We start from the raw sequence: 11,767 nt of genomic DNA, 5'->3' as shown, positions 1-11,767 counted from the left end.
TCATTTACCGATGCAGAAGCTGGCAAAAATCTCATCAAGCACATGCTCTACATCAACGCGGCCCACAAGGCTATCCACCGCACGAATTGCCGACCGCAGATCTTCCGCAAGTAGATCGGCCATGCCATCTTCCAAATCAAGGCTCTCTTCAACGTTTGTCAAATATCCGACAGCCTGCACCATAGCCACACGATGCCGTTCCTTCATCGCGACACCGACAGAGGCAACACGTTCTTGCAATAACGACGAAATGCGCGCCACAAGTTGATCAACACCAGCACCCGTTTTCCCCGAAACGGCAGCTACACCCGGGCCTAGCAGGTCAGCCTTTGACCGGACATATATATCCGAATCCCCCGCATCTTGGGGTATATCATCATCACTATCCAACATATGGACACGGATATCAGCTTCCTCAGCCCGCGCACGTGCCCTGCTCACACCGATTCCCTCAACAATATCATCAGTATCACGCAAACCTGCCGTATCCAGCAGTGTAACTGGCAAACCCTCCAAATCCATGCGCACTTCGATCACATCACGGGTCGTTCCGGCAATCTCAGAGGTAATCGCCACATCGCGCCCCGCCAGCCGGTTCAACAAGGTCGATTTGCCAACATTCGGCTCCCCGATGATCGCCACCTCAAACCCGTCACGCAGCCTTTCGGCCACCCGCACACCTTCGGATTCACGATGCATCTCTCTGCGAACACCTTGTACCAGCTCACGCACCTCAGGCGTCACATCAACAGGGACCTCTTCATCGGCAAAATCAATCGTCGCCTCAATCAATGCCGCCGCCCTGATCAACCGCACGCGCCAGCTTTCCGCAATCTCACCCAAAGCGCCGGAAAAGACCCGCACCGCCTGGCGTCGCTGCGCATCGGTTTCCGCATCAATCAGATCGGCAAGACCTTCAACCTGCGCCAAATCCAGCCGGCCATTCTCCAACGCACGACGGGTAAATTCACCGGGCTCTGCCGCACGCAATTGCGGATCATTCCCCAACACGCGCAGCACCGCCGCAACCACCGCGGGACTGCCATGCAAGTGAAGTTCGATCACCGGCTCGCCAGTAAAGCTTCGCCCTTCTGGAAATTGCAACACAAGCGCCTCATCCAAAAGCGCGCCTTCTGCATCATGCAGCTGCCGCACGCCGCGCGCCACCGGAACGGATCGCATCAATCGTGCAGATGCCCCAAGGGCTGCAGCCCCCGACAAACGGATCACCGCAACACCCGCGCGCCCACGGGCAGTGGCCAGGGCAAAAATAGTATCCATGATCTAACCCATTGTTATAAAACAATAAGTTACGTATTCATCGAATCAAAGAAATCCGAATTTGTCTTGGTCTGCTTCAGCTTCCCGATCAGGAATTCGATAGCATCCGTGGTCCCCATCGGGTTCAAAATCCGCCGCAACACATAGGTCTTGGCCAGATCAGCCTTGTCCACCAACAGCTCTTCTTTCCGCGTCCCGGATTTCAGAATATCCATCGCCGGGAACACGCGCTTATCGGCAACTTTCCGATCCAGCACGATCTCGCTGTTACCCGTGCCTTTGAATTCCTCAAAGATCACCTCATCCATCCGCGATCCGGTATCAATCAGCGCGGTTGCAATAATCGTCAGCGAGCCACCCTCTTCAATGTTCCGGGCTGCACCAAAGAACCGCTTTGGCCGTTGCAGCGCATTCGCGTCGACACCACCTGTCAGCACTTTACCCGACGATGGCACCGTCGTGTTAAAGGCCCGGCCCAACCGCGTGATTGAATCCAACAGGATCACCACATCGCGCTTGTGCTCCACCAGACGTTTGGCCTTTTCAATTACCATCTCAGAGACAGCCACGTGGCGGGTCGCCGGTTCATCAAAGGTCGATGACACAACCTCACCCTTGACCGACCGCTGCATGTCCGTCACCTCTTCAGGCCGTTCATCGATCAGCAGCACGATCAGGTAGCATTCGGGATGGTTCTTCTCGATCGAATTCGCAATATTCTGCAAAAGAACGGTTTTACCTGTCCGCGGTGGTGCGACGATCAACGACCGTTGCCCCTTCCCGATAGGCGCAACTAGATCGATAATCCGGGCAGAGCGATCCTTGATTGTCGGATCTTCAACTTCCATGTTCAGCCGCTCATCAGGATAAAGCGGCGTCAGGTTATCAAAGGCAACCTTGTGCTTCGCGCGTTCCGGCTCTTCAAAATTGATCTGCTCGACAGAGGTCAGCGCAAAGTAACGCTCACTGTCATTCGGCTCTTTCATCACGCCTTCGACAGTGTCACCCGTGCGCAGCGAATACTGGCGGATCATATCAGGCGAAACGTAAATATCATCCGGACCCGGCAGATAGTTTGCCTCAGGCGACCGCAGAAAACCAAACCCGTCCTGCAACACTTCCAACACGCCATCACCGCCGATGACCCATTCCTCATCTGCCCGCTCCTTGAGAATGGCGAACATCATGTCGCCCTTCCGCATGGTCGAGGCATTCTCGACCTCCAGCTCTTCAGCCAGCGACAAAAGATCTTTTGGGCTCTGCGCCTTCAGATCAGCAAGGTTCAAACGATGGTGGGACATGACAGAATCCTAATATCGGCTGACATCGCCGAAGCTCTATAAACGCAGGAATGGAGTATGCTATCCCGGACGGGAAGCAGAGCCTTCATAAGCAACCCTCACCGTTGAGTCAACGGCGCTCAGAAGGGCCGCACGATGATCGCAATGACAATCACCATCATCAGCACGGTCGGGACCTCATTGACGATCCGATAGGTCCTGCCAGACCGGGTATTCGTCCCTGCCGCAAACTCTTTGCGCCGCGCAGACAGCCAACCATGCAACCCACTCATCGCGATCACAGATACAATCTTGACCCAAGCCCAGACCGATCCCCAATCAAATGCGCCAAGTCCAATCATGATCAAACCAGCGATCCAGGTTACAATCATAGCTGGGTTGATAATCACCCGCAGCAATTTCTCTTCCATTATCTGAAAAGTAAGGTCGAGTTCAGACCCCACCTGCGCTCTCTCAGCATGATAGACAAACAGACGTGGCAGATAGAACATACCCGCCATCCAGGCAATGACTGCCATGATATGGATCGCCTTGATCCATGGGTACACGCTGTTCAGGAAATCTATCATCGCCAAACTTTCTCTGATTACGCTTCTCATTAATAAATATTTTAAGAATGAAAAGATGATGATGTTTATAGTAGGTCCATTTTCTGTGGTTATCTCTTTTATCCGCAATGTTATCCCAAGGAAGCGGATTGGCGAAGGGGCTTCAGAAAACACGATAATTTCGTAAATACTCTATAAAAATCATATAATTAACATCTTAACACTTTTGTAACGTACCCATCTTGACTCCATCGTCTCTGGTGATTCTTCCACAGCGCTGACTTATGCTTGCCCACGGTGGAAAACTGCAAAGGAAACCAAGGGTAAGAACAGAGTCCTTCACAATCCGGGCGGAACATCGGATATCCCCACAAATGGCCCGCATACTGACACATGAGTTCTCCAAGAGGTTATCCACATGCCCGACCCCATCATCCTTGCCTCCGGATCCGAAGTCCGGGCGACGTTACTGCGCAATGCGGGTGTGGATTTCATGGTCCAGGTCGCCCGGATTGACGAAGAAGCGGTGCGCCAGTCACTTCTGGCCGAAAAAGCAACACCGCGCGACATCGCCGACACACTCGCAGAGCTAAAGGCACAACGCATCGCTGCAAAGCATTGTGGCGCATTGGTGATCGGCTGCGATCAGATCCTTACACATGATGGCACAATCCTGACAAAACCGGACAGCCCCGAACATGCGCTTTCGCAGCTGACATCCATGCGGGGCCAAAAACACCAGCTGCTTTCGGCGGCTGTGATCTATGGTGAGGGCAAACCGCTCTGGCGTCATGTGGGGACGGTCAGGCTACAGATGCGTGACGCTTCGGACAGCTATCTGGCCGATTACGTCGCACGAAACTGGGACAGCATCCGCCACGCGGTGGGGGCCTACAAGTTAGAGGAAGAAGGAGTGCGACTTTTTACACGCATAGAGGGAGATTATTTCAATGTTCTGGGCCTCCCCCTGCTTGAGCTCTTGTCATATCTGACCCTTCGCGGAACACTGCCATCATGACACAGATTCCCCGTGCTGCCGTTATCGGAGACCCAATCAGTCACTCATTGTCGCCCAAACTGCATGGCCATTGGCTCAGGCGGTACGGGTTGGCTGGCGAATATACCGCCCTGCATGTGAACAAAGACGATTTGCAGCAGACGCTGCGTGATCTTCCCGGTCAGGGGTTTGTCGGCGCCAACATCACGCTGCCGCATAAGGTGCGGGTCCTCGACTATGCCGACCATGTCTCGGACCGTGCCACACTAATCGGCGCGGCAAATACGCTGATCTTTAAGGAAGACGGTGGTATTTATGCCGATAACACAGATGGTTACGGTTTCATCGCCAATCTACGGCAAGGCGCCCCGGACTGGGATCCAAAGGCTGGCCCGGCGGCGATCTTCGGCGCAGGCGGCGCGGCCCGTGCAATTATTGTGGGGCTTGCCGATGCGGGGGTGCCAGAGATTTTCCTGTCAAACCGCACCCGGCTCAAGGCCGACGGGCTGAAAGCAGAGTTCGGCGCGCGCATTAAGGTGGTTGATTGGGTCAAAGCTGGCGCGATGCTGGCCAATGCCACGACCGTCATCAACAGCACATCGCTGGGGATGACTGGCGCGCAAGACTTCAAAGTCTCCCTCGAAGCGCTACGCCCCGACGCAGTTGTCACCGATATCGTCTACAACCCGCTTCAGACCGAATTCCTGAAGCAAGCCGCAGCCAAAGGCTGCCGCACAGTCGACGGGTTGGGCATGTTGCTGCATCAGGGCGTCCCCGGCTTTGAACGCTGGTTCGGTAAACGTCCCGAGGTTGATGAAGAAACCCGGCGCGCCGTTCTTTCATGACATACTACCTTGGCCTGACAGGCTCCATCGGGATGGGCAAATCCACCACCGCCCAGATGTTCCGGGATGAGGGTATCCCGGTTTGGGATGCCGATGCGGCCGTGCATGAACTCTATACCCAAGATCCTGCAGCCATTGCAGAAATCGGTTCCGCCTTCCCCGCTGCGGTCATTGACAAAATGGTCTCACGCGACGCGTTGAAACAGATCATCGCCGATGATCCGCAGGCGCTCAGCGGGATTGAAAAAATCATCCACCCGCTTGTCGCTCAGCATCGCCAGCATTTCATCGACAGGCATAACGCTTCGATCTTGGTCTTCGACATCCCGCTACTGTATGAAACCGGCGGCGCGTCATGGCTCGACTCCGTGCTTGTGGTCACGGCCCCGGCTGACGTTCAGAAAGCCCGCGTGCTCGCACGTCTAGGAATGACCGCAGAACAATTCAATCTCATCCTGTCGCGCCAGATACCTGACGCAGAAAAACGCGCCCGCGCCGATCATATCATTGAGACGCTGACGCTGGACGGCACCCGCGCAGACGTGCGAAACCTGATCGCGGAACTGAAAAGGCAGCAACATGCGTGAGATCGTACTCGACACCGAAACTACAGGGTTTGAGCCGGAAGAAGGCGACCGGATCGTCGAAATCGGCGCGATTGAGCTGATCGGGCATATGCCCACGGGCCGCACCTATCACCAATATATCAACCCGCAGCGGTCTATGCCGGCAGAGGCTTTCGGCGTACATGGGATCGGGCCGGATCTGCTCGAACCGCCGCAAGACCCGAAACCGGGCCAGCAGACACTGCGGGACAAGCCGCTCTTTCGGGATATCGCGCAGGATTTCGTTGATTTCATCGGGGATGCCAGATTGGTCATCCACAACGCAGCATTCGACATGAAATTTCTCAACGCTGAACTGGGCTGGCTGAACAGACCACTACTGCCGATGGACCAAGCGCTAGACACATTGGCGATTGCGCGGCGGCGGTTTCCGGGCTCGCCCGCCTCGCTAGACGCGCTTTGCCGCCGGTTTGGTATCGACAACACATCACGGACGCTGCACGGCGCGCTGCTCGACAGTGAAATCTTGGCAGAGGTTTATCTGGAACTGATCGGCGGGCGGCAACCTGACTTTGCGCTTTCGGCAAATACGCAACGGGCCGGCGGCGATACAAAATCAGATGATTGGCGGCCGACACCACGGCCGACACCGCTACAATCAAAGCTCACCAATGAAGAAGCCGCCGCCCATTCTGCCTTTATCGACAGCCTGGGCGACGGCGCGCTTTGGAAAAGGTCGTCTTAGTTTACTTTGGCTTTTTCGGTCTCTGCCCGGCGGGCAAGCTCGGTGCGGTAAAGCGCCAAAAAGTCGATTGTCTCTAGGTTCAACGGTGGGAAACCACCATCACGGGTCACATCGCTGACGATCCGGCGCAGGAACGGGAAGGTGATCCGTGGGCATTCGATCAACAGATAAGGGTGCATCTGCTCTTCGGGTACACCTTCCACATGGAAAACACCGGCGTATTCAATCTCAAGAACAAAAAGCGGCTCGCCCTTGTCCTTGGTCTTGCTGGTGATGTTCAGCTTTGTGATGATCTCATACTGGTTGTCAGCAGACCGCTTGCGCGCATCAAGGTTAACCTGCACCTGAATTTCCGGCTGTGCGTCCCCGCTGACGCCCTTTTGCGCCAGAATATTTTCAAAGGACATGTCGCGGATATATTGCGCAAGCACGCGGCTTTTCACCTGTGCTTGCTGCTGTGCGGGCTCTGCGCCGTTTTCGGGGGTATCAGACATTGGAAACGCTCCGGTTAAATTTGCTTGGCGCGTTCCTATCAGCCTGTGTTCAGGTCCTCAATGCCGGGTCCAGCCAGAATTGCCATGTGTTGGGCGCTTATCTGGGGTAACATCCTTGAAATCGGCATCAATAACCTGATCATCCGGGCGCTCTTGCGGGTTTTCGCCCATGCGAAAGCTCTTTACCTTGATCTTGGAACGCAGCCAGACATAGGCGGACTTACGAACGCCCGGCACCAAAAGTGACAGACCAACGGCATCGGTGAAAAAACCGGGCGTCAGCAGCAGTGCCCCCGCAAAAAGGATCATCGCACCATTTGCCAGCGGTTCGGTCGGGTCGCGCAGATCGGTAAAGGCACGTTGTAGGTTCCCCAACTCGCGCAGACCTTGATTGCGCACCAAATAAGTCCCCGCAACCGCCGTCAGCAGCACGATCAACAGCGTCGGCAATAGGCCAATCAGACCGCCAACCTGAATGAACAGCGCGATTTCGATCATCGGGATGGCGATAAACGCGAATAACAGCCACATGATGCGTGCCTTTCTATACTTCTATGCGGTAAGGTGGACTTGACGCTACCCCTCACCTACATAGGGTCCGAACGGGGGTGTTTCCATGCCCACCCTGAAAGAGGTTTCGATGAACTCACCGATTATCCAGCTTTTGGTGCTTGCTGGCATCGCGATTTTCCTGATCCTGCGGTTGCGCGGCGTCCTTGGCACGCGCGAAGGCTATGAAAAACCTGCGGTGACCCGCCCTGATGTGGACCGCCGCCGCCAGCGTCCTGAATTTGACGTGATCGAAGGTGGCCCCGATCTGGATATCACCGATCACGTGCCCGAAGGCTCTGATAGCGCGCAGGCACTTGCCGCGATGAAGCGCGTCGATCCACCCTTCAACGTGGGTGAATTTCTGGGTGGCGCCCGTGGAGCGTACGAAATGATCCTGATGGCATTTGAAAAAGGCGATCTGGAAAGCATCCTGCCTTTCATCTCCGAAGATATCTACGAGGCATTCGCCACCGTTGTTGATGAACGCCAGCGTCAAGGTGTCACGGTCGAAGCCAACTTTATCGGGATCAGCGATATGACCCTGACAACGGCGGAATTCGACGAAACCACCAAAGAAGGCGAGATTACGGTTCGTTTCAAAAGCGAACTGACATCAGTGGTCCGCGACAATGGCGGTGACGTGATCGAAGGCAGCGCGACAGAGATCAAGCGCCAGAAAGACAGCTGGACCTTTTCCCGCAAGATGGATGCCGGCGACCCCAACTGGCGGCTTGTCGCGACCGGCGAATGAACCTGTGTCGGCTGTGTGATGTCCGGGGCGAGCTATAGATTACTGTCCTTTGACGATTTGAACGGATGGGCGGCTGATAATCATCAGGCCGCCCTTGATGTTTTTTTGACCTCCAGCGATCAGCTTTCTGATCCGGTATGGGCAGATGTCTGTATGGCCGCGCGCACTACCCACACAGCACGCGCCTTTTTTGAAACGCAGTTTCTACCTGTTCTGGTCGAAGACGGCACCCCCATGCTGTTCACCGGCTATTTTGAACCGGAACTGAAAGGCGCACGCCAACAAAGCGACGCATACCCCTACCCGATCTACGCAGTACCCGATGATCTGACACCGGATCGCCCATATCTGACGCGGCGACAGATCGAAGAAGGCCGACCACTCGCAGGCAAAGGGTTGGAAATCGCCTGGCTCGCCGATCCGGTGGATGTGTTTTTTCTTCAAGTGCAGGGGTCAGGCCGCATACGCATGTCCGACGGAAGTCCGACACGAGTCGGCTTTGCCGCAAAGAACGGTCATCCCTACCAATCGGTCGGAAAAATGCTCATCGCACGCGGGATTATGACACCGGCTGAGGTCTCCGCCGACATGATCCGCGCATGGGTCAGCGACAACCCGGATCAAGGCCGCGCGCTGCTGTGGGAAAATGAAAGCTATGTTTTCTTTAGTGAGATCAATGATTTACCCGACAGTCACGGACCCATCGGCGCAATGGGCCGCCCTGTCAGCGCCGGGCGCAGCATCGCGGTCGATCCGGATTTTACACCACTCGGCGCGCCGGTCTGGATCGAAAAGCTGGGCAATGCACCCCTTTCCCGCCTCATGATCGCCCAAGACACCGGATCAGCAATCAAAGGCGCACAACGCGCCGATATCTTTTTTGGCACAGGCGACCAGGCGGGTCAGCAAGCCGGTCAGATTAACGATCCCGGGCGCATGATTTTGCTTTTACCAAAAGCACTTGCCCATCAGATCGTGACAAAATCCTAATGCGCCGCCCCCGTCATCTGTCGCCGGAAGAGCGTGCGCTTTGGGACAAGGTCGCAGACCGCGCGGTCCCGCTCGACCCGCAGAAACCCAAACAATCGCCGCCTGTGAGCGCACCGAAAAAACCCCCCGCCCCCCGCGACCCCGCCCCGGATTTCAGTGTTGGTCAAAGCGCGCGCGCGGCACGGCCACATGACCTGCTCCCGAACATCAACGACCGACTTGGCAAAGCGCCCGTCCATATGGACCATAAATCCTTTGGCAAAATGAAACGGGGCAAGCTGAAGCCAGAGGCGCGGATCGACCTTCACGGTATGACCATGGCAGAGGCGCATCCGGAACTTGTCTCTTTTATCTTGGGCGCACAGTCACTTGGGCGACGGCTTGTGCTGGTGATCACTGGCAAAGGCAAAGATCGCGACGATGGCGGGCCGATCCCGACGCGGCACGGCGTGCTGCGTCATCAGGTTCCGCAATGGCTGGCCTTGCCGCCGCTAAACCACGTGATCTTGCAGGTGACCCCGGCGCATATCAAACATGGCGGGCACGGGGCCTATTACGTCTATCTACGCCGGGGCCGCTAGCTGTGCGTTCGCGCGCCGTAGCGGTATAATCATTGCAAGCGATGCAAAGACAAAAGTAGACGAATAGGCCAGCAGTTGGTTTTCATACCCGACACCCGCATCAATCAACCAGCCTGACAAGCCCGGCCCGATCGCGGATCCCAGCACAGCAAGTGCCATCGCCGCAGATTTGATCGCCCCGATATGTGCGGTCCCGAAATAGGTGCTCCAGACTGAACCGGGCAAGGTCGATTGCCCGCCCCCGGCCAAACCCATCAGCATCACACCAATCGCTGTCCACACGATACTGGTCGCAAAGCCATGCATGACGAAAGCAACGGTATAGGGCAGCAGATAGACCAGCAAAAGACGGGATACGCCAAACCGGTCAACGGCCCAGCCAAACAGGAAATTCGATGCCATAAAACTCGCGGTGCCCAACGGCAGCACCGCAACCAGTGTCAAATGATCCCAGCCCTTGATCTCGGCGAAATGCACCTGATGAAACCAAAATGTGGTCGCCATCATCGGGAACAGCGCCATGGAAAGCGCAAGAACCCAGAACAACGGATGGCGCAGCGCCTGTGCCCGGGTCCAGTGGCGGGCATTCATGCCGGTCGCGATGTCATGTTGCGCCGTGGCCTGCGGCGTCCGCTCCAGTTTCAAAAGCATCCAAAGCAGTGGAATCAACGCCAAAATGATATAGGCAAACCCAACCCAGATACTGCGCCAGTCCACATGGGATTTGATCCAGACCGTTGTGACCGGCAGCACCATTTCCGCGCTGATAAACCCCAGCGCCGCAATCGCCAACGCGCGCCCGCGCGTGGCGATGAACCAACGCGAGATGGCCACGACTGAAATCATGCTCGACATCCCCTGCCCAAAAAACCGCAGGAAAAAAATGACCAAAAGCAGACCGATCACATGGGTGTTCCATGCCATCGCCAAACAGGTCAGTGCGAGCAAACCTAAGATCGTTACGCCCAAATCGCGGGCCCGAAACCGGTCTGTCAGCGATCCGCCCCAGACCATGACTGCCGCCGAAGCCATGGTCGCCACCATGTAAAGCAACCCCCAATCGCCATTAGACAGACCGAACTCTGCCCGGATTTCCCCAGCGAACACAGAGATCAGAAAAGTCTGGCCAAAGCTCGACAGCGCCGCCAGCAGCGCCCCGGCAGCAAGAAACGGGGCATTGTCGCGCAAAAATTGGACGTAAGTTGATTGTATGATCATCGTGCCTTTGTGCGCCGGGCAGCGGGGAAGCGAAAGCAAAAGACAGACCAGATCTGATCTTTTCTTAGCGGCGGTACAGGCGGCGGCTACGTTAAGGAAATTCTCATACTCGATGGGCTATTGGGGGCGCTCAACAATGGATGAATGAATGAAGCGCAAGCTAGAATCTTGGCGCGGGGTAAGCGTTGTGGCGGTCTTGACCACCATCAGTGCAATTTTTGTTGCTCAAGTGCTAATTTACCTCATCTATCCGCCAGATCTGGCCGTCAGATCTATGCGATATGCGCCCATCGTCACATTGATCACAGCCTTTCCATTTTGCCTGTTCGTATGGGCGCAGGTACGCAAAAATATCCGCCTGAACAGCGAATTGCAGCGTCTGGTGAATCGCGACAGGCTGACCGATGTGGCGACGCGCGAATATTTTTTCAACCAAATGGAACAAGCTCCGCAGTTGCGCGGCGTGGCGTTGATGATCGACATCGACCATTTCAAACGGATCAATGACACCTATGGGCACTTGGCCGGGGATGCCGTCATTCAGAAAGTTGCAAAAGTGCTGGCCGAAGGGACCCGTCAAAATGATATCGTCTGCCGTTTTGGCGGTGAAGAGTTCCTGATTTTCCTGTCAGATTATACCGTTGTCGATGGCTATGCGGCCGCCGAAAGACTGCGACAAAGTGTTGCCGAAACATTTGTACAGTTTGACGATAAACTGATCAGCGTGTCGATCTCTATCGGTGGATTTAGCAAGGAAAGCGACACGCGCATCGATCGCGCGATCCGTGGTGCGGATGACGCGCTTTACCGTGCGAAAAACGCGGGTCGTGATCAGACCATTTTTGCTGATCACACCAACATAATGTCGCGCGACGCCGTTGCGTGACAAGCGCCGCGC

The 11,767-nt window shown here is 55.7% G+C and carries 14 protein-coding genes; 8 read left to right on the top strand and 6 right to left on the bottom strand.

Going from position 1 to position 11,767, the window contains the following annotated elements; genetic code table 11:
- The 3 genes from mnmE to hemJ all read right to left on the bottom strand — a co-directional run bounded on the left by mnmE (nt 1) and on the right by hemJ (nt 3,151).
- Nucleotides 1-1,281, bottom strand: coding sequence for a tRNA uridine-5-carboxymethylaminomethyl(34) synthesis GTPase MnmE (mnmE, locus tag ACJ5NV_RS06880; RefSeq protein WP_411642899.1), 1,281 nt, complete (start codon nt 1,279-1,281; stop codon nt 1-3).
- Between the two features lie 29 nt (nt 1,282-1,310).
- A complete protein-coding gene (rho, locus tag ACJ5NV_RS06875; protein ID WP_411642898.1) occupies nt 1,311-2,582 on the bottom strand; it encodes a transcription termination factor Rho in 1,272 nt (423 codons plus the stop codon).
- A 119-nt stretch (nt 2,583-2,701) separates the two neighbouring features.
- Nucleotides 2,702-3,151: a protoporphyrinogen oxidase HemJ gene (gene hemJ / locus ACJ5NV_RS06870; protein WP_411643126.1), complete on the bottom strand. Its 450-nt coding sequence runs from the start codon at nt 3,149-3,151 to the stop codon at nt 2,702-2,704.
- Nucleotides 3,152-3,548: 397 nt separating this feature from the next.
- On the opposite strand from hemJ, the gene ACJ5NV_RS06865 reads away from it, so the two are divergent.
- From ACJ5NV_RS06865 to dnaQ, 4 genes are read left to right on the top strand one after another with little or no spacing between them, the layout of a single operon-like run.
- Nucleotides 3,549-4,148 carry a Maf family protein gene (locus tag ACJ5NV_RS06865; protein WP_411642897.1) on the top strand — a complete coding sequence of 200 codons (600 nt, stop codon included), beginning with the start codon at nt 3,549-3,551 and terminating at the stop codon, nt 4,146-4,148.
- Complete coding sequence (locus ACJ5NV_RS06860; protein ID WP_411642896.1) at nt 4,145-4,972, top strand: shikimate dehydrogenase; 828 nt, start codon at nt 4,145-4,147, stop codon at nt 4,970-4,972. Before ACJ5NV_RS06865 ends, ACJ5NV_RS06860 begins: the two co-directional genes overlap by 4 nt.
- Entirely contained in the window at nt 4,969-5,559 is a 591-nt protein-coding gene (coaE, locus tag ACJ5NV_RS06855) for a dephospho-CoA kinase (protein ID WP_411642895.1), read from the top strand. Before ACJ5NV_RS06860 ends, coaE begins: the two co-directional genes overlap by 4 nt.
- Nucleotides 5,552-6,283 (top strand): DNA polymerase III subunit epsilon, encoded by a 732-nt coding sequence (gene dnaQ, locus ACJ5NV_RS06850; RefSeq protein ID WP_411642894.1) that lies wholly within the window; start codon nt 5,552-5,554, stop codon nt 6,281-6,283. Before coaE ends, dnaQ begins: the two co-directional genes overlap by 8 nt.
- On the opposite strand, the gene secB is transcribed toward dnaQ, so the two are convergent.
- Both secB and ACJ5NV_RS06840 read right to left on the bottom strand, forming a co-directional pair.
- A complete protein-coding gene (gene secB / locus ACJ5NV_RS06845) occupies nt 6,280-6,777 on the bottom strand; it encodes a protein-export chaperone SecB (protein ID WP_411642893.1) in 498 nt (165 codons plus the stop codon). The genes dnaQ and secB overlap by 4 nt on opposite strands.
- 57 nt (nt 6,778-6,834) lie before the next feature.
- Complete coding sequence (locus ACJ5NV_RS06840; RefSeq protein ID WP_411642892.1) at nt 6,835-7,308, bottom strand: FxsA family protein; 474 nt, start codon at nt 7,306-7,308, stop codon at nt 6,835-6,837.
- Nucleotides 7,309-7,417: 109 nt separating this feature from the next.
- Here ACJ5NV_RS06840 and ACJ5NV_RS06835 point away from each other — a divergent pair, with 109 nt between their 5' ends.
- From ACJ5NV_RS06835 to ACJ5NV_RS06825, 3 genes are read left to right on the top strand one after another with little or no spacing between them, the layout of a single operon-like run.
- Nucleotides 7,418-8,080: a Tim44/TimA family putative adaptor protein gene (locus ACJ5NV_RS06835; protein WP_411643125.1), complete on the top strand. Its 663-nt coding sequence runs from the start codon at nt 7,418-7,420 to the stop codon at nt 8,078-8,080.
- An 18-nt stretch (nt 8,081-8,098) separates the two neighbouring features.
- Entirely contained in the window at nt 8,099-9,070 is a 972-nt protein-coding gene (gene mltA, locus ACJ5NV_RS06830; protein WP_411642891.1) for a murein transglycosylase A, read from the top strand.
- Nucleotides 9,070-9,651 (top strand): Smr/MutS family protein, encoded by a 582-nt coding sequence (locus ACJ5NV_RS06825; protein WP_411642890.1) that lies wholly within the window; start codon nt 9,070-9,072, stop codon nt 9,649-9,651. The genes mltA and ACJ5NV_RS06825 overlap by 1 nt, the downstream gene beginning before the upstream one ends.
- Here ACJ5NV_RS06825 and ACJ5NV_RS06820 read toward each other — a convergent pair.
- Nucleotides 9,634-10,869 carry an MFS transporter gene (locus ACJ5NV_RS06820; RefSeq protein ID WP_411642889.1) on the bottom strand — a complete coding sequence of 412 codons (1,236 nt, stop codon included), beginning with the start codon at nt 10,867-10,869 and terminating at the stop codon, nt 9,634-9,636. The two genes, ACJ5NV_RS06825 and ACJ5NV_RS06820, sit on opposite strands and share 18 nt — an antisense overlap.
- 148 nt (nt 10,870-11,017) lie before the next feature.
- Here ACJ5NV_RS06820 and ACJ5NV_RS06815 point away from each other — a divergent pair, with 148 nt between their 5' ends.
- On the top strand, nt 11,018-11,755 hold the full coding sequence (locus ACJ5NV_RS06815) for a GGDEF domain-containing protein (protein ID WP_411642888.1): 738 nt from the start codon (nt 11,018-11,020) through the stop codon (nt 11,753-11,755).
- Nucleotides 11,756-11,767: the final 12 nt, after the last annotated feature.

This window comes from Loktanella agnita, assembly GCF_046640325.1.
GTDB lineage: Bacteria > Pseudomonadota > Alphaproteobacteria > Rhodobacterales > Rhodobacteraceae > Yoonia > Yoonia agnita.
Note: the sequence above shows the minus strand (reverse complement) of the source record. Positions and strands in the feature narration are given on the sequence as shown.

Excerpts from the sequence above, each read along its gene's own strand:
- ACJ5NV_RS06825 (WP_411642890.1), top strand. The coding sequence starts at position 9,070 with ATGCGCCGCCCCCGTCATCTGTCGCCGGAAGAGCGTGCGCTTTGGGAC.
- mnmE (WP_411642899.1), bottom strand. The coding sequence starts at position 1,281 with ATGGATACTATTTTTGCCCTGGCCACTGCCCGTGGGCGCGCGGGTGTT.
- rho (WP_411642898.1), bottom strand. The coding sequence starts at position 2,582 with ATGTCCCACCATCGTTTGAACCTTGCTGATCTGAAGGCGCAGAGCCCA.
- ACJ5NV_RS06820 (WP_411642889.1), bottom strand. The coding sequence starts at position 10,869 with ATGATCATACAATCAACTTACGTCCAATTTTTGCGCGACAATGCCCCG.
- ACJ5NV_RS06865 (WP_411642897.1), top strand. The coding sequence starts at position 3,549 with ATGCCCGACCCCATCATCCTTGCCTCCGGATCCGAAGTCCGGGCGACG.
- hemJ (WP_411643126.1), bottom strand. The coding sequence starts at position 3,151 with ATGATAGATTTCCTGAACAGCGTGTACCCATGGATCAAGGCGATCCAT.
- ACJ5NV_RS06835 (WP_411643125.1), top strand. The coding sequence starts at position 7,418 with ATGAACTCACCGATTATCCAGCTTTTGGTGCTTGCTGGCATCGCGATT.
- dnaQ (WP_411642894.1), top strand. The coding sequence starts at position 5,552 with ATGCGTGAGATCGTACTCGACACCGAAACTACAGGGTTTGAGCCGGAA.
- ACJ5NV_RS06815 (WP_411642888.1), top strand. The coding sequence starts at position 11,018 with ATGAAGCGCAAGCTAGAATCTTGGCGCGGGGTAAGCGTTGTGGCGGTC.
- ACJ5NV_RS06860 (WP_411642896.1), top strand. The coding sequence starts at position 4,145 with ATGACACAGATTCCCCGTGCTGCCGTTATCGGAGACCCAATCAGTCAC.
- secB (WP_411642893.1), bottom strand. The coding sequence starts at position 6,777 with ATGTCTGATACCCCCGAAAACGGCGCAGAGCCCGCACAGCAGCAAGCA.
- ACJ5NV_RS06840 (WP_411642892.1), bottom strand. The coding sequence starts at position 7,308 with ATGTGGCTGTTATTCGCGTTTATCGCCATCCCGATGATCGAAATCGCG.
- coaE (WP_411642895.1), top strand. The coding sequence starts at position 4,969 with ATGACATACTACCTTGGCCTGACAGGCTCCATCGGGATGGGCAAATCC.
- mltA (WP_411642891.1), top strand. The coding sequence starts at position 8,099 with ATGTCCGGGGCGAGCTATAGATTACTGTCCTTTGACGATTTGAACGGA.